Consider the following 17,225-nt stretch of genomic DNA (forward strand, 5'->3'; position numbering starts at 1 on the left):
AGCGGCCTTGCCTCCGCCCTGATCCCGGCGGAAGCTGACCGTCACAAGAGGACCGCATGCACCGTGACCCAGCCCATATCTGCGCCGCCGTCGCCGGAGCGATCCTCTTGACCGGGTGCGCCGCGCCACCGGCGTCGTCCGAGCCTCAGGGGAGGGTGCTGGCCGTCGATCAGGTCGCCGGCTACTGGGCTCTGCGCGGGCCGGACGGGGCGCGGTGCAACGTGTCGCTGGCAAACCTGGTGATTGATGGCGTCCGTCCGGTTCTGGCCGAGAACTGCGGCATCCCCGATGCCACGAAGGCGAAGAGCTGGCGCGCGACAGCAAACGGCTTCGAGATGCTGGCGGCTGACGGGGCCGTCCTGATGGCCTTCCGTCGCACCGGCGAGGATGCGTTCGAGGCGACCTCCGGCGGCTTCACCCTGAGCCGCGCGCCGCTTTCCTGACACGATCGTAACTTGCGGCCCCGCAAGCGGCGTGACAAGGTCGCTTGACTGTCAGAGGGGCCGCTCATGCTTACGATCAAGAATCTCGTCCACGTTTACGGCAACGGGACGCGGGCGCTGGACGATGTCTCTCTGAGTGTGCCGAACGGCATGTTCGGCCTGCTGGGCCCCAACGGGGCGGGCAAGTCGACGCTGATGCGCTCGATCGCTACGTTGCAGACCCCGACATCCGGCTCGATCGACTTCGACGGCATCGACGTGATCAAGGATCCGGAGAAGCTGCGCCGCACCCTCGGCTATCTGCCCCAGGACTTCGGCGTCTATCCGCGCGTCTCGGCCTGGGACATGCTGGATCACATGGCGGTGCTGAAGGGCATCGCGTCCGGCAAGGACCGCAAACAGACGGTCGAAACACTGCTGCAGCAGACCAACCTGTGGTCGGTGCGGAACAAGGCCATCGCCGGCTTCTCGGGCGGGATGCGCCAGCGGTTCGGCATCGCCCAGGCCCTGATCGGCAATCCGAAACTGATTATCGTCGATGAGCCCACGGCGGGTCTGGACCCGGAAGAGCGCAACCGCTTCCTGAACCTGCTGGCCGAGATCGCCGACAATGTCGTCATCATCCTGTCGACCCACATCGTCGAAGACGTGGCCGACCTGTGCCCGCGCATGGCGGTGCTGGCCGGCGGCAAGATCCAGCTGGAAGGCGCCCCCGCCCACCTGATGGACCAGTTGAACGGCCGGGTGTGGAAGAAGACCATCGACAAGGAGGCGCTGGAGGATCACCGCGCCAAGTACGAGGTCATCTCGACGCGTCTGTTCGCGGGCAAGACCGTGATCCACGTCCTCAGCGACCGTCGTCCGGGCGAAGGCTTCGAGCCGGTGGCGGGCGGGCTGGAGGACGTCTATTTCTCGACCCTGTCGGCTTCGCGCAAAGTCGCGGCGTAAGACCATGTTCGGGAAAATCGCCGCCTTCGAATTCCGCTACCAGCTGCGCCAGCCGGCCTTCTGGGTCATTGCCATCATCTTCGGCCTGATGGGCTTCGGCCTGGTCGCCGCGTCGGACAACATCTCCATCGGCGCGGGCGGCAACGTCCACAAGAACGCGCCCTATGCCCTGGCCAGCATCAACGCGATCATGTCGATGTTCTTCATGCTGGCGACCACGGCGATCGTCGCCAACGTCGTCGTGCGTGACGTCCAGACGGGCTTCGGGCCGATGGTCCAGTCCACCCGCATGACGAAGTTCGACTACCTGTACGGCCGCTTCGCCGGCGCCTTCCTGGCGACGGCCCTGTGTTTCCTCGTCATCTCGCTGGGCGTCATCGCAGGCACAGTCGCGCCCTGGGTGGACAAGGAGACGATCGGGGCCTTCCGGCCGTGGGACTATCTCTACGCCTACCTGGTGCTGGGCCTGCCCGGGGTCTTCCTGACTTCGTCCCTGTTCTTCGCCCTCGCCACCGTGACCCGGTCGATGATGGCCACCTATGTCGGCGTCGTCGCGGTCTTCATCGCCTATCTGGCGGCGTCTGGCGTGCTGGGCTCCAAGCCCGAGTTCGAGACCGCCATGGCCTGGGGCGAGCCCTTCGGCGCCGCCGCCTATGGTCTCGTGACCAAATACTGGACGGCGGCGGAGCGGAACACGTTGAACGCGCCGCTCGAAGGCGTCTTCCTGTGGAACCGGTTGCTGTGGCTGGGCATCAGCGTCGCCATTCTCGCGGCCGCCTACGCCCTTTATCGTCCGGCCATTCGTGGAGCCAAGGAAGGCAAGACCGACAAGCTGCGCAAGATGGCCGAGGCCGCCGCGCCCGTCGTGACGCCGAACCGTCCGCTGCCCGCCCCGACCGAAGGCTTCGCCGCGGGATGGACGCGGCTGGCCTCGCGGACCGCGTTCGAGATGTCGCTGGTCTTCAAGAGCCCCGCTTATGTCGTTCTGATCCTGCTCGGCTTCGCCTTTGCGGTCACGACCCTGTTGTTCATCGGCGAGATCTACGGCGCGCCCGTACTGCTGGTGACGCGCGTGGTCATCGACGGCCTGCCGTTCGGCCTGATCGCGATGATCGTGGCCATCTACTATTCCGGCGAGCTGGTCTGGCGGGATCGCGAGCGCAAGGTCCACGAGATCATCGACGCCTCGTCGACGCCCGACTGGACCTTCCTGCTGCCCAAGACCCTGGCCCTGATCCTGGTGCTGGCCTCGATCTCGATCGCGGGCGTCGTGGCCGGCGTCGCGGTTCAGACCTTCAAGGGCTACACCGACTTCGAGTTCGACAAATACCTGATGTGGTACGTCGTACCGCAGACGATCAACTTCGCCATCCTGGCCGTGCTGGCGATCTTCGTTCAGTCGCTGTCGCCCAACAAGTTCGTCGGCTGGGCGATCATGGTGGTCTATATGATCTCCACGATCGTGGCCCGGAACATCGGCTTCGACCACGTCCTGTACCGCTACGGCGGCGGCATCGGCGGGCCTCTGTCGGACATCAACGGGCGGGGTGATTTTGTCGGCTTCTCGGCCTGGACCGACGCCTACTGGACGATGGCGGCGATCATCCTGCTGACCCTCGGATATGCCCTGTGGCGACGGGGAACAGAGACCCGGTTTATGCCGCGTCTGAGGCGTCTGCCGCACCGGCTGATGGGCCCGGCAGGCGTCGTCGGCGGGCTGGCCCTGGTCGCCTTCATCGGCCTGGGCGCCTTTATCTACGTCAACACCAACGTCTGGAACGAGTACGTCAGCCAGGGCGATCAGGAGAAGCGGCAGGCCGAGTACGAGAAGACCCTGCTGCGCTTCGAGACCACGCCCCAGCCGACCCTGGTTGATGTGAAGCTGAACCTCGACCTGTATCCCCGCACGCCGCGTCTCGAGACGACAGGGACCTATGTGATCGAGAACCGCACCGGGGCGCCGCTGTCGGAAATGCACATGCGCTGGAACGACGAACTGGAGATGAAGACCCTGACGGTCCAGGGCGCGCGGATGGTGCGCGAGTGGCCGGAGTTCGACTATCGCATCTATCGCTTCGACACGCCGATGGCTCCGGGCGAGCGACGCACGGTCAGCTTCGACACCGTGCTGGAACAGCGCGGCTTCAAGAACAGCGGCAACACCACCCGGATCGTCGACAACGGCACCTTCGTCTCCAACGGGGAGTTCGCGCCCCGCATCGGCATGGACCGCTCCGGGGTGCTTCAGGACCGCTCCAAGCGCCGCAAGCACGGCCTGCCGGCCGAGTTGCGTCCGGCCAAGCTGGAGGACATGACGGCGACGGGCCGGAACTATATCGGCGCCGACTGGGTCACGGCCGACGTGACCGTCACCACGGATGCCGACCAGACGCCCCTGGCGCCGGGGCAGGTTCGCAGCGACACGACCGCCAACGGCCGCCGCACCATGCGGTTCGTCACTGAGTCGCCCGTGCTCTATTTCCTGTCGGTGCAATCGGCTCGCTACGAGATCGCGCGCCAGATGCACAACGGCGTGGAGATGGTCGTCTTCCATGACGCGCAGCACGGCCGGAACGTGCCCCGGATGATGACGGCGCTGGAAAACTCGCTGGATTATTTCCAGGCCAACTTCTCGCCGTATCAGTTCCGCCAGGCGCGGATCAGCGAGTTCCCCTACGGCTCCTATGCCCAGTCGATGCCGAACACCTTCGCCTGGTCCGAGAACCTGGGTTTCATCGCCGATCTGAGGGACGAGACCAAGATCGACTATGTCACCTACATCGGGGCGCACGAGTTCGCGCACCAATGGTGGGCGCACCAGGTCGTGGGCGCGAACATGCAGGGCGCGACCCTGATGTCCGAAACCCTGGCCCAGTATTCGGCCCTGATGGTGATGCGGGAGATGTATGGGCCGGACAAGATCCGGCGGTTCCTGAAGTTCGAGCTCGACAACTATCTGCGTTCGCGGGGGACCGAACTGATCGAGGAACTGCCGCTGAACCGGATGGAGAACCAGCAGTACATCCACTACCGCAAGGGCGCGGTGGTCCTGTACCTGCTGGCCGACCAGATCGGCGAGGCGAACGTGAACCGGGCGCTGGCCCAGTTCCTTCAGGCGCATGCCTTCAAGTCGGCGCCCTATCCGCGCTCGGTTGACCTGATCAACCTGTTCCGGGCCAACGCTCCGGCCGACAAACAGGCCCTGATCACAGACCTGTTCGAGAAGATCACCCTGTACGACGTGAAGACCACGGCGGCGACGGCGACCCAACGCAGCGACGGCCGCTGGGACGTCACCCTCACGGTTGAGGCGCGCAAGCTCTACGCCGATGGCAAGGGCGTGGAGACGGAATCGCCGCTGAACGAGACCTTCGACATCGGCCTGTTCTCGGCCGAGCCGGGCAAGGGCGCGTTCGACGCGAGCAACGTCCTGCTGTTCGAGCGCCGGCCGCTGCGATCGGGCGTGCAGACGTTCCGCTTCACGACGGCGACGAAGCCGACCTTCGCGGGAGCGGATCCGTACAACAAGTGGATCGACCGGAACTCCGACGACAACGTGCGGAAGGTGGACTGACTGTTTTCCTTCTCCCCTTGCGGGAGAAGGTGGCAGCCGAAGGCTGACGGATGAGGGGTAAGCGTCAGCGGATCCGGTGAGTCCTAGAGGTGCTCATCGGCAAAGCCGCGTTTCACCCCTCACCCGACCGCGCCAGGACGACGGCTGCGCCGCCGTGCGCGGGCTCCCTCTCCCGCAAGGGGAGAGGGGCGAGCCTCTAGTGAATGCTCTCGCCGTGTTCGGAGTAGTCGAGGCCCTCGACCTCACCGTCCCTGGTGGCGCGCAGGCCGGTGGTGAACTTGCAGACCATCAGCACGACGAACGTCCCGACCGCGCTCCAGGCGATGACGGCGGCGAGGCCCACGATCTGTTTCACCACGTCGGCGCCCTCGGCCACGCCATTGATGGCCGTGGTGGCGAAGACGCCCGTCAGGATGGCGCCGACGATGCCGCCGACGCCGTGGATGCCGAAGGCGTCGAGGCTGTCGTCGTACTTCAGGGCGTGCTTCAGCCAGACCGCGCCGGCGTAGCAGGCCGGGCCGCCGATCAGGCCGATCAGGAAGGCGCCTTTGGGATCGACGAAGCCCGCCGCCGGGGTGATGGCGACGAGGCCGCCGACGATGCCCGACAGAAGGCCCAGAAGCGTGGGGCGCTTCTTGTCGATCCATTCGATGACCATCCAGCCGAGCGCCGCGGCGGCCGGGGCGATGAGCGTGTTGAGGGCGGCCACGGCGGCGATGCCGTCGGCCGCCCAGGCGGAGCCGGCGTTGAAGCCCAGCCAGCCGACAAACAGCAGGCCCGTGCCGATGGCAGTGTAGGCGAGATTGGCCGGCGCCATATTGTCTCGTCCGAATCCATAGCGGGGGCCGAGAACGAGGGCGCAGACGAGGCCGGCGACGCCCGCGTTGACGTGCACCACGGCGCCGCCCGCGAAGTCGAGCACGCCCCAGGAGCCGAGATAGCCGCCGCCCCAGACCTGATGGCAGATCGGCGCATAGACGATCAGGTGCCACAGGCCGAAGAAGAGCAGGGACGCCGAGAACTTCATCCGCTCGGCGAAGGCCCCGGCGATCAGGGCGGGGGTGATGATGGCGAAGGTCAGCTGATAGGCGATCCAGAGATACTCGGGCAGGGCGGGCGCGAGGCTGTGGGCCGTGTTGATCCGCACCCCGTCGAGGAAGACCGCCTGCAAGCCGCCGATGAAGCCGTTGGTCGCCGGACCTGACGTGCCGAACGACAGGCTGTAGCCGGCGATGAACCACAGGATCGTCACCACCATCAGGGACGCCGTCGAGGCGGCGATGGTGGCGATGATGTTCTTCTTGCGCACCATGCCGCCGTAGAAGAGCGCCAGCCCGGGCAGGGTCATCATCAGCACAAAGGCCGTCGAAACCAGAATCCACGCCGTCGCCGCGCCGTCGATGACGAGCGGCGCCTGATGGGCGAGGAGGGCGGGCGCTGCGGCGAGGGTCATCGGCGGGGAGGCCTCCGGAGCGTCAGGGAAGACGGATCATGCTGGGACCGCTTCGCCATGGTCAAGCTTGCGCTCGGCCTCGGCGACCGGGATCGGAACGATGCGCACAAACCGCTTGAGGCTGTCCGACCAGGCCGAGAGCAGGCGCCGCGCCAGAGGGGATCCGGTTGCGGCCGAATGCGCCTCAATCAGGGTCTTCAATCGCGCGCCGGCCGCCTCGGTGACCGGGGCGAAGGCGGCGAGGTCGCCGTTCAGCGCCAGACCCGTGCGGCCCGCCTCGTCCAGCACGAAGAGTTCGCCGCCACTCATACCCGCGGCCAGGTTCCAGCCGACCGGGCCCAGGATCGCGACCCGACCGCCGGTCATGTATTCGCAGGCGTGGGCGCCGGCCCCCTCGACCACGGCCTCGGCGCCGGAGTTGCGGACCGCGAACCGCTCGCCCGCTGAACCGGCGACGAACAGGCGGCCGGAGGTGGCCCCGTACAGCGTCGTGTTGCCGATGGCGGGCTGGTTCTCGCGCCACTCGATCGGCTTGACCACAATGTCGGCGCCGGACAGGCCCTTGCCGACATAGTCGTTGCCCTCGCCGGTGAGTTCCAGCTTCAGCCCCCTGGCCGCGAAGGCGCCGAAGGACTGGCCGGCCGAGCCCTGCAGCTTCAGCGTCAGGACGCCGGTCGGTCCGGTCGGGCCCCAGCGGCGGACGATGGCCGACGACACGCCGGCGCCGATGGTGCGCATGACGTTGGAGATCGGATAGGTCAGCTCCGAGGTCTGGCCCCGATCCAGGAAGGCCCAGGCGTCGTTGAGCACGCGGGCGTCGAGCGTCGGCGGAACCTCGGCGCGACCCTTCTCGGCCCACAGCTTCTTCTCGGCCGCCTCAACGCGGACCAGCAGGGGGTTGAGGTCGAGGTCGTCGAGGTGCGAGCCGCCGCGTCGCACCTGACGCAGCAGGTCGGTGCGGCCGACGACCTCGTCGAGCGTCCGGGCGCCCAGCATGGCGAGGTATTCGCGGACTTCCTCGGCGATGAAGCTGAACAGGTTGACGACCTTGTCGGCCGTGCCGGTGAACTTTTCGCGCAGGCGCGGATCCTGTGAGCAGACGCCGACGGGGCAGGTGTTGGAATGGCACTGGCGCACCATCAGACAGCCCATCGCGATCAGGGACGCCGTGCCGATGTTGAATTCCTCGGCGCCCAGGATGGCGGCGATGACGATGTCGCGTCCGGTGCGCATGCCGCCGTCCGCGCGGACGACGACGTGGCTGCGCAGGTTGTTGAGGCTGAGCACCTGATGGGTCTCGGCCAGGCCGATTTCCCACGGGAGGCCGGCGTGCTTGATCGACGACTGGGGCGAGGCCCCCGTGCCGCCGTTGTGGCCGGCGATCAGGATGGCGTCGGCTTTTGCTTTTGCGACCCCCGAGGCGATGGCGCCGATGCCCGAGGCGCTGACCAGTTTAACCGTGACGCGGCAGTCGGGGTTGATCGACTTCAGGTCGTAGATGAGCTGGGCCAGGTCCTCGATCGAATAGATGTCGTGGTGCGGCGGCGGCGAGATCAGGGTCGTGCCGGGCGTGGAGTGACGCATCCGGGCGATGAACTCGGTGACCTTGAAGCCGGGCAGCTGGCCGCCCTCGCCCGGCTTGGCGCCCTGGGCGATCTTGATCTCGATCTCGCGGCACTGGTTCAGATATTCGGCAGTGACGCCGAACCGGCCCGATGCGATCTGCTTGACCGCCGAGTTCATGTTGTCGCCGTCCGGACGGGTGGCGTAGCGGTCCGGATCCTCGCCGCCCTCGCCCGAGACCGAGCGGGCGCCGATGCGGTTCATAGCGACGTTGAGGACGCCGTGCGCCTCGGGCGACAGGGCGCCGAGCGACATCCCGGGGGTCAGGAAGCGTTTGCGGATATCCGAGACGGATTCGACCTCGGACACCGGGACCGGCTTCAGGCCTTCGCGCCAGTCGAGCAGGTCGCGCGGCGCATTGTCCGGCTGGGCCGCGACGGCTTCTGAATACTGCTTGAAGCGCTTGTAGTCGCCGCGATTGCAGGCATCCTGAAGCAGGTGGATCGTCTTCGCGTCGTGGGCGTGGCTCTCCTGTCCTGCGCGGATACGGAAGAAGCCGCCGACGGCCGGGGAGGGCGTCGCCTCGGTCCAGGCCTGGGCATGGCGTTGCAGGGCCGCCCGCTCCAGACCGGCCAGACCGATGCCGGAGATGCGCGACGGGGCGCCCGGGAAGAACTCGGCCGTGACGGCGCGGCTGAGGCCCAGGACCTCGAACTCACAGCCGCCGCGATAGGCGGAGATGATGCTGATGCCTTTGCGGGCAAGCGTCTTCATCAGCCCGGCCTCGAGCGCGGCCTTGTAGTTCAGGCAGGCGTCGCGAAGGCTGAGGCCCGCATAGGCGCCGCGATCCAGACGCTCCTGAAATATTTCCTGCGCCAGCCACGGGTTGATGGCCGTGGCGCCGACGCCGACGAGGACGGCGAACCCGTGAGGGTCCAGCACCTCGGACGAGCGCACCACGATGGAGACAAAGCTGCGCAGGCCCTTGTCGGTCAGACGGCCGTGCGCCCCGGCCGTGGCCAGGATCATCGGCACGGACAGGCGCGATTCAGACGCGCGTTCGTCGGTCAGGACGACGAGGCTGGAGCCGCCTCGAACCGCCGCCTCGACCTCGTCGCGGATGCGATCCAGCGCGATGCGCAGGCCTGCGCCCTGCCGGGCGTTCGGCTCGGGGAGCGGGTAGGAACAGTCGATGGTCACGGTCGAGCCTGCGCCGACGACGTCGAGCATCCGCTCGTACATGCCGGTGGTCAGGACGGGGCTGTCGAGGACGAAGACGTTGGTCTGGGCTTCCTCCTCGGCCAGGATGTTGCCGAGGTTCTTGAACCGGGTCTTCAGGCTCATGGCGCCCGCTTCACGCAGGGGGTCGATCGGCGGGTTGGTGACCTGGGAAAAGTTCTGGCGGAAGTAGTGGGCCAGAGGACGCGGCAGGTCGGACAGCACAGCCGGGGGCGTGTCGTCGCCCATGGAGCCGACCGCCTCCTTGCCGTCCTTGATCATCGGATCGAGCAGCATGTCGAGGTCTTCACGGCTGTAGCCGGCGGCGATCTGCCGACGGGTCAGGGCTTCGCCCGTGGCGGCGCGCGGCTCGGGTCCGGGGCCGATGATCGGCTCCAGATCGACCATGTTCTCCAGCCACTCCGTGTAGGGGTGGTCGGCGGCAAGGGCGTCGATGGTCTCGATCTCGTCGAGCAGGACGCCGTTCTGGAGATCGGCGACGATCATGCGGCCGGGACCGATCGGCAGGCGGCGCTTGATGCGGCTTTCCGGCAGACCGGCGAGACCGGCCTCCGAACCCGCCAGCAGCAGGCCGTCGTGGGTCTCCATGGCGCGCAGCGGACGCAGGCCGTTGCGGTCCTTGCCGCAGACGATCCAGCGGCCGTCCGTGGCGCAGATGGCGGCGGGGCCGTCCCACGGCTCCATCACGGCGTTGCAATAGGCGTAGAGGGCGCGGTGCTCGGCCTTCATCAGGCCCTCGTCGCGGGCCCAGGCCTCGGGGATCAGCAGGGCCTTGGCCATGGGCGCGGGGCGACCGGCGCGGACCAGGACCTCGAAGACGTTGTCGAGCGCGGCCGAGTCCGAGCCGCCCGGCTGGACAACCGGCTTCACGTCGCCGTCGTGATCGCCGAAGGCCTGGGCCGTCATGCGGATCTCGTGCGACCGCATCCAGTTCAGGTTGCCCTTCAGCGTGTTGATCTCGCCGTTGTGGGCCAGCATCCGGAACGGCTGGGCCAGCCGCCATTCGGGGAAGGTGTTGGTCGAATAGCGCTGGTGGAAGATGGCGTAGGCGGCCTGGAAGGTCGGATCCAGCAGGTCGGGATAGAGCTGGTCCAGCATCTCGGCGCGAACCATGCCCTTGTAGATCAGCGACCGCGCCGACAGGGAGCAGATGTAGAAGCCGGGCACGCTCTCGGCCGCGACGGCGCTCTCGATGCGGCGACGGACCAGATAAAGTTCGCGCTCCAGCGCCTCGCCGTCGTCGGCAAGATCGGCGGGGACGGCCAGCATGATCTGCTCGATCTCGGGCCGGGTCGCATCGGCCTTGGAGCCGACGACGGCGAGATCGATCGGGGTCTGACGCCAGCCGTAGATCGTGAAACCGGCGCGCAGGACTTCCGTTTCGACAATGGCGCGGGCGCGGTCCTGGGCGCCCAGATCGGTGCGCGGCAGGAAGATCTGGCCAATGGCGATAGGGCCGGGCTTCAGCGTCTGGCCGATGACCCGGACCTGTTCGGCGAAGAAGGCCTGGGGCGCCTCGACCATCAAGCCGGCGCCGTCGCCAGACAGGCCGTCGGGATCGACCGCGCCGCGGTGGGCGACGTTCTTCAGCGACTTGATGGCCAGCTCGACCACTTCCCGGCGCGGCTTGCCGTCGATGGCGGCGACGAGGCCGACGCCGCAGGCATCCTTCTCCGACGAGGGTTCGTAGGCGTGGGCGTCGATCAGGCGCTGTCGATCACGTTCGTATTGGGCGAGCCAGGTCATGCGGCGGCTTCTTCGGTCTGGGTACGCAGGTAGCGGTCGATCTCGGCGGCGGCGTCCTGGCCGTCGCGGACGGCCCAGACGACGAGGGAGGCGCCGCGCACGGCGTCTCCGGCGGCATAGACGCCGGGCAGTGAGGTGGCGAAGCCCGAGCGAGCCGTGGCCACGGTATTCCATTGGGTCAGCGACAGTTCACCGTGGTGGCCGGCGAACTCCTCGGGTTCGAAACCGAGGGCCTCGATGACCATGTCGGCGGGCAGGTCGAAGTCGGCGCCGGGGATGGCGACGATGTCGCGGCGCTTGCCGAACTCCGGCTCAGACAGGGTCATGCGGGCGGCGCGGACGGCGGAGGTCGAACCATCGCGGCTCATCAGAGCCTTGGGCGATCCCAGCCATTCGAAGACGACGCCTTCCTCCTCGGCGTTGGAGACCTCGCGGGCCGAGCCCGGCATGTTCTCGCGGTCGCGGCGGTAGAGGCAGGTGACGCTGGTCGCGCCCTGACGGATTGCCGTTCGGACGCAGTCCATGGCCGTATCGCCGCCGCCGATGACGACGACGTTGCGACCTTTCGCGTGGTGCCAGGTGTCGTTGTCGGTCTCGCCGAGATCGCGGCGGTTCTGGTGGATCAGGAACTCCAGCGCGGGGATGGTCGAGCCGGGGCCGACGCCCGGCGCCTGGAGCGCGCGGGCCTGATAGACGCCCATGGCGAGCAGGACCGCGTCATGCTTCTCGCGCAGTTCGGCGAGGGTCACATCGGTTCCGACGTCGCAGTTGATGACGAACTCCACGCCGCCGTCGATCAGGCGGTCGATGCGGCGCTGGACGACGCGCTTCTCCAGCTTGAAGCCGGGGATGCCGTAGGTCAGCAGGCCGCCGGGACGGTCGTGGCGGTCGTAGACGGTGACCTGATAGCCCTGTTCGCGCAGGCGGTCGGCGGCGGCCATGCCAGCGGGACCGGCGCCGACGACGCCGACGGACTGGCCGCGCTCATGCAGAGGACGAATCGGCTCGACCCAGCCGTTGTCGAAGGCGGTGTCGCCGATGAAGGCCTCGACCGAGCCGATGGTCACGGCTTCCCAGCCGGACTGGTTGAGGGTGCAGGAACCTTCGCACAGACGATCCTGCGGACAGATGCGGCCGCAGATCTCGGGCATGGTCGAGGTGGCCGAGGCGATCTTCCACGCCTCGCGCATCTCGTCCTCCGCCGACAGGCCCAGCCAGTCGGGGATGTTGTTCTGGAGCGGACAGGCGGTCTGGCAGAAGGGCACGCCGCAGTCCGTGCAGCGTCCGGCCTGGACCTCGACGGTCTCCGTGGTCGGTTTGACGATGATCTCGCCGAAATCCTGCACGCGCACGGACGCCTCCGCCTTGGGCAGGCGGCGCGGTTGAACGACGAACCCCTGGGGTCCGGATGGGCCTTTCTGTTGCATAGCAACATATAAAGCGCCGCCCGGCCGTCAGCGCAAATGATTTCCCCGATCCGGGACCAAATCATGTGTCATGCGCATGAAATGACCCCGATGGGGGCGCCGCTCGCGGTTTTGTTCGCCTCAGCCCTGATCCCAGCCGCCGGCCAGCGCCTTGAACAGGGCGATCTGGTAGGTGGTCACCAGCGCATCCGATTGGGCCAGGGTCGCGTCGGCGCCCGCGAGGGTGCGTTCGGCGTCCAGTACGGTCAGGAAGCTGTCGGCGCCGGCGTCGAAACGCAGGCGGGCCAGACGGGCGGCGTTGGCGGCCTGATCGCGCGCCTCGGTCAGGGCCGCGCGGCGGTCCAGTTCGTTGGCGTAGTTGGTCAGGGCCGTCTCGGTTTCCTGAAGGGCCAGCAGCACCGTCTGGTCGAAGGTCGCCAGAGCCGCGTCGGTGCGGGCGTCGGCGGCCTCGATCCAGGCGCGGGCGGCCAGGATGTTCGGGAAGCTCCAGCTGATCAGCGGGCCGAATGAGAACCGGTAGGACGTGTCGTCGCTGAGATCGCCGGCCTCCAGCGCCGTCGACCCGATCGAACCGCCCAGAGAGATGGTCGGGAAGAGCGACGCGGTGGCGACGTTGACCCGTGCGGCGGCGCCGGCCAGGGCGCGCTCAGCCTGACGGATGTCGGGACGCCGGGCCAGCAGGGCCGCGCCGTCGCCGACCGGGATCGGCTGGCGGAGTTGCGGCGGGCGCTGGCACGACCGGGCGGCCTGGGAGGCCTCGGCCGGGGTGACGCCGGTCAGGGTGGCGAGACGATAGAGCGCGCCGTCGCGCTGGGCCCGCAGGCTCGGCAACTGGGCGCGGGTCGAGGCCAGCAGCGACCGGGCGCGGGCGGTATCGAGGCCCGTGCCGGCGCCCCCTTCCAGCAGGCGTTGGGTCAGGTCGGCGGTGTTCTGCTGCAGACCGATGGTCCGTTCGGCGACCGCGATCTGGGCGTTGGCGGAACAGGCATCGGCATAGGCGCGGGCGGTCTCGGCGGCGACCGTGACGCGGATCACGTCGAGGGCGGCGGCCTGGGCGTCCGCGTCTGCGTTCGCGGCGCGGATGGTCGAGGCGACCCTGCCGAACAGATCGACCTCATAGGAGGCGTCGAGGCCGACCGAATAGACATCGACCTCCGGCGCGTTCTGGCCGGCGGGGAGGCCCGGCGTGGTCGCGGCCGAGGCGCGGCTGCGCGTCGCGGAGGCCGAGGCGCCGGTCGTCGGGAACAGGCCCGAGCGCGCTTCCGACAGGCTGGCCCGGACGGCGCGCAGGTTGGCGACGGCGGCTTCCAGCTCGTTGTTCTGCGCGAAGGCCTGGTCGATCAGGCCGTCCAGCGTCGGGTCGGCATAGAGCCGCCACCAGTCGCTGCGCGCCTCCGCCGTCGAGGTCGCGCCGTTGGCTGACCCCAGTGGCGAACTTACGAAGGCGCCCGACGCGAGGGGGGGGAGAGGGGCGTCGGGCGCCTTCGGCCCGACCGCGCAGGCCGCCAACAGGGCGGAGGCGGCACATGCGGTCAGGAGGGGGGTGAGGCGAGAAGTCATACGGAGTCTCCCGAGCGCGGCGCTGCGAGCGCCGGCGTGGAGTGGATGGCGTCGTCCGAAGGCGCGCCGGTCGTCGGAGTGACGCTCGGAGCCGAGGGACGCTGCGGGATGCGCGAGGCCAGGCCCCGGCAGATCACATAGAAGACCGGCGTGAACAGCAGACCGAAGACGGTCACCCCGATCATGCCGAAGAACACCGCCGCCCCGAGGGAGCGACGCATCTCGGCGCCCGCGCCCTCGGCCAGCACCAGGGGCAGAACCCCAAGGATGAAGGCGAAGGAGGTCATCAGGATCGGGCGAAGACGCGTCCGGGCAGCCGCGACGGCGGCTTCCCAGCGGTCCAGACCGTGCTCGTCCTCGTTCTGCTTGGCGAACTCCACGATCAGAATGGCGTTCTTGGCCGCCAGCGCGATCAGCACCACCAGTCCGACCTGGACCAGGATGTTGTTGTCCAGCCCCAGGGCGTTCACCCCCAGCATGGCCGCCAGCAGACACATCGGCACGATCAGGATGACCGCCAGCGGAAGCGTGAAGGCTTCGTACTGGGCGGCGAGCACCAGGAAGACCAGAAGCACCGCGACCACGAAGATGATCGTCGCGCCGCCGGAGGCCTGTTTCTCCTGGAAGGCCAGGCCGGTCCATTCGTAGGAGAAGCCCGGCGGCAGGCTGGTCGCCGCCATAGTCTCCATGATGCCGATCGCCGTCCCCGACGAGACGCCCGGCGCGCCCTGACCCTGCAGCTCGGCCGCGGGGAACAGGTTGTAGCGCACGATCCGGGACGGACCCGCGCTCTCGCGGAAGGTGGCGACCGATCCCAGGGGCACCATGGCGCCCGAGGCCGAACGGACCTTTAGATTGGCGATGTCGGCCATGTCGTCGCGATAGGCCGGCTCCGCCTGGGCCGTCACCCGGAAGGTGCGCCCCAGCATGTTGAAGTCGTTGACGTAGGATGAGCCCAGATAGATCCCCATCGTGTTGAACACGTCCGAGGGCTGGACCCCCATCATAAGGGCGCGATCACGGTCGACGTCGGCTTCGACACGCGGCGAGGCGGTGTTGTAGGTCGAGAAGACCTGCTGCACCTCGGTCGGCGCCTGGGCCGCGGCGCCCATCATGGCGAAGGTCGCGCCTTCCAGCGCGCCGTAGCCGGCGCCGGTCCTGTCCTGGATCATCATCGCAAAACCGTTGCCGGTGCCCAGACCCTGGATGGACGGCGGGGCGATGACAAAGATGTTGGCGTTCTGGATGCCCTGGGCTGCGCCGGTGATGGCGCCGGCCAGAGCCGCAGCCGTCGTCTCGCGCGTGGTCCGGTCGTGGAAGTCGTTCAGGCGCACGAAGATGGTCGCGGCGTTCGAGCCGAACGAGAAGCTGGTCCCGTCGAGGCCCGAGAAAGCCACGGTGCCGTCGACGCCCTCGGTGTTCTCGATGATCTCGCGCGCGCTGGTCATCACCGCATTGGTGCGTTCCAGCGAGGCGCCGGCCGGCAGCTGGATCACGCCGATCAGGAAGCCCTGATCCTGGTCCGGGATGAAGCCCGACGGCGTGTCGATCAGGCGCCAGGCCGTGAGGCCGAGCAGGCCGGCGTAGACGACCAGAACCACGGCGACCGTGCGCACCAGGCGGGCGGTCAGGCGGCCATACTTTTGCGACAGCCAGTCGAAGCCCTCGTTGAACTTCCGACCCGCCCAGCCGCCGTAGTAGCGGGCCTTGCCCAGGATGGTCGTCGGACGTGCGGCGTGCTCGTCATGCTCGTCGTGCGGCTTCAGCAGAAGGGCGGCCATGGCCGGCGACAGGGTCAGGGAGACGAACAGCGAAACCACCGAGGCGGCCGCGATCGTCACGGCGAACTGCCGATAGAAAATGCCCGGGATGCCCGGCACGAACATGGTCGGAATGAACACCGCGACCAGCACCAGACCGATGGCGATCAGGGCGCCCGAGACCTCCTGCATGGACTTGTAGGCGGCATCCTTGGGCGAAAGGCCTTCGCGGATGTAGCGTTCCACGTTCTCGACCACGACGATGGCGTCATCGACCACGATCCCGACCGCGAGCACCAGGGCTAGCAAGGACAGGGAGTTGATCGAATAGCCGAGCGCCAGTTGCACAGCGAAGGTGGCGACCAGGGCGATCGGGATGGCGACGATCGGGATGATGGCCGCACGCCACGACTGCAGGAAGATCAGCACCACGAGCACGACCAGAATGATCGCCTCGATCAGGGTGTGCTGCACCGACTCGACCGAGGCGGCGACGAATTCCGTCGGGTTGTAGGGGATGCCGATTTCGAGACCCTGGGGCGCGTCCGCCTTGATGGCTTCGATCTCGGCCATCACGCGTTCAGCAGTGCCCAGGGCGTTGGCGCCCGGCTGCTGAACAATGGCGATGCCGACGCCGCGCTGGCCGTCGAAATAGCCCTGGATGCCGTAGTCCTGGGCGCCCAGTTCGACACGGGCGACGTCGCGGACGCGGGTGACCCGGCCCTCGGCGTCGGTCTTGATGACGATCTCGGCGAACTCGTCCGGATTGGACAGGCGGCCCTGGACCTGGATCGGCTGCTGGAAGGCGGAAGCGTTGGTGGCGAACGGAGGCTGGCCGATCGAGCCGGCGGCGGCCTGGATGTTCTGACCGCGCAGGGCTCCGACGATATCGGTGGCGTTCAGGCCGCGCGCGGCCGCCTTGGCCGGGTCGATCCAGACGCGCATCGAATAGTTGCCGCCGCCGAAGACGGTGACGTTGCCGACACCCTCGATGCGCAGGAGCCGGTCGCGCAGGGTCGAGTTGGCGTAGTTGCCGACATAGTCGTTGTTCAGGACATTCCCGGGCGATGTCAGGCCCAGGATCATCAGGAAGCCGGATTCCTGCTTGTTCACGATCACGCCGACCTGACGGACGGCTTCGGGCAGGCGGGGTTCGGCCAGGGCGACCCGGTTCTGGACCAGCACCTGGGCGCTATCCAGATCCGTGCCCGGCTGGAAGGTGACGGTGATCGCCACCGCGCCGTCCGAGGTGGAGGACGAGGAGAGGTAGAGCATCCCCTCGACGCCGTTCACCTCCTGCTCGATCGGGGCGGCGACGGTCTCGGCCAGGGTCTCGGCCGAGGCGCCGGCGTAGGCGGTGTTGATGGTGATCGTGGGGGGCGCGATCTCCGGATACTGCGCGAGCGGCAGCAGCGGATAGGCGAAGATGCCGACCAGGGTGATGAACACCGACAGGACGGCCGCGAAGATCGGCCTGTCGATGAAGAAGCGTGAGATGTTCATGCGCCTAGC

8 protein-coding genes are annotated in these 17,225 nt (G+C 67.9%); 3 read left to right on the plus strand and 5 right to left on the minus strand.

The genetic code is table 11. The annotated features are described in order from the left end of the window. Positions 1-56: 56 nt before the first annotated feature. The 3 genes from ACW17Y_RS02985 to ACW17Y_RS02995 all read left to right on the plus strand — a co-directional run bounded on the left by ACW17Y_RS02985 (position 57) and on the right by ACW17Y_RS02995 (position 4,965). A complete protein-coding gene (locus ACW17Y_RS02985; protein ID WP_492037301.1) occupies positions 57-443 on the plus strand; it encodes an AprI/Inh family metalloprotease inhibitor in 387 nt (128 codons plus the stop codon). A 66-nt stretch (positions 444-509) separates the two neighbouring features. Further along, positions 510-1,391 (plus strand): ABC transporter ATP-binding protein, encoded by an 882-nt coding sequence (locus tag ACW17Y_RS02990; RefSeq protein WP_492037302.1) that lies wholly within the window; start codon positions 510-512, stop codon positions 1,389-1,391. Between the two features lie 4 nt (positions 1,392-1,395). Continuing rightward, positions 1,396-4,965: an ABC transporter permease/M1 family aminopeptidase gene (locus tag ACW17Y_RS02995; protein WP_492037303.1), complete on the plus strand. Its 3,570-nt coding sequence runs from the start codon at positions 1,396-1,398 to the stop codon at positions 4,963-4,965. A gap of 196 nt (positions 4,966-5,161) precedes the next feature. Here ACW17Y_RS02995 and ACW17Y_RS03000 read toward each other — a convergent pair whose 3' ends face one another. The 5 genes from ACW17Y_RS03000 to ACW17Y_RS03020 all read right to left on the minus strand — a co-directional run bounded on the left by ACW17Y_RS03000 (position 5,162) and on the right by ACW17Y_RS03020 (position 17,216). Next, a complete protein-coding gene (locus ACW17Y_RS03000) occupies positions 5,162-6,418 on the minus strand; it encodes an ammonium transporter (RefSeq protein WP_492037304.1) in 1,257 nt (418 codons plus the stop codon). Between the two features lie 36 nt (positions 6,419-6,454). Further along, positions 6,455-10,966 (minus strand): glutamate synthase large subunit, encoded by a 4,512-nt coding sequence (gltB, locus tag ACW17Y_RS03005; protein WP_492037305.1) that lies wholly within the window; start codon positions 10,964-10,966, stop codon positions 6,455-6,457. Continuing rightward, the gene (locus ACW17Y_RS03010; RefSeq protein ID WP_492037306.1) at positions 10,963-12,393 is read right to left on the minus strand and encodes an NAD(P)-dependent oxidoreductase; all 1,431 of its coding nucleotides are present in this window, start codon (positions 12,391-12,393) and stop codon (positions 10,963-10,965) included. Before ACW17Y_RS03010 ends, gltB begins: the two co-directional genes overlap by 4 nt. A gap of 120 nt (positions 12,394-12,513) precedes the next feature. After that, complete coding sequence (locus ACW17Y_RS03015; protein WP_492037307.1) at positions 12,514-13,953, minus strand: efflux transporter outer membrane subunit; 1,440 nt, start codon at positions 13,951-13,953, stop codon at positions 12,514-12,516. Further along, a complete protein-coding gene (locus tag ACW17Y_RS03020; protein ID WP_492037308.1) occupies positions 13,950-17,216 on the minus strand; it encodes an efflux RND transporter permease subunit in 3,267 nt (1,088 codons plus the stop codon). Before ACW17Y_RS03020 ends, ACW17Y_RS03015 begins: the two co-directional genes overlap by 4 nt. Positions 17,217-17,225 lie beyond the last annotated feature (9 nt).

Source organism: Brevundimonas sp. AVps7 (assembly GCF_058681545.1).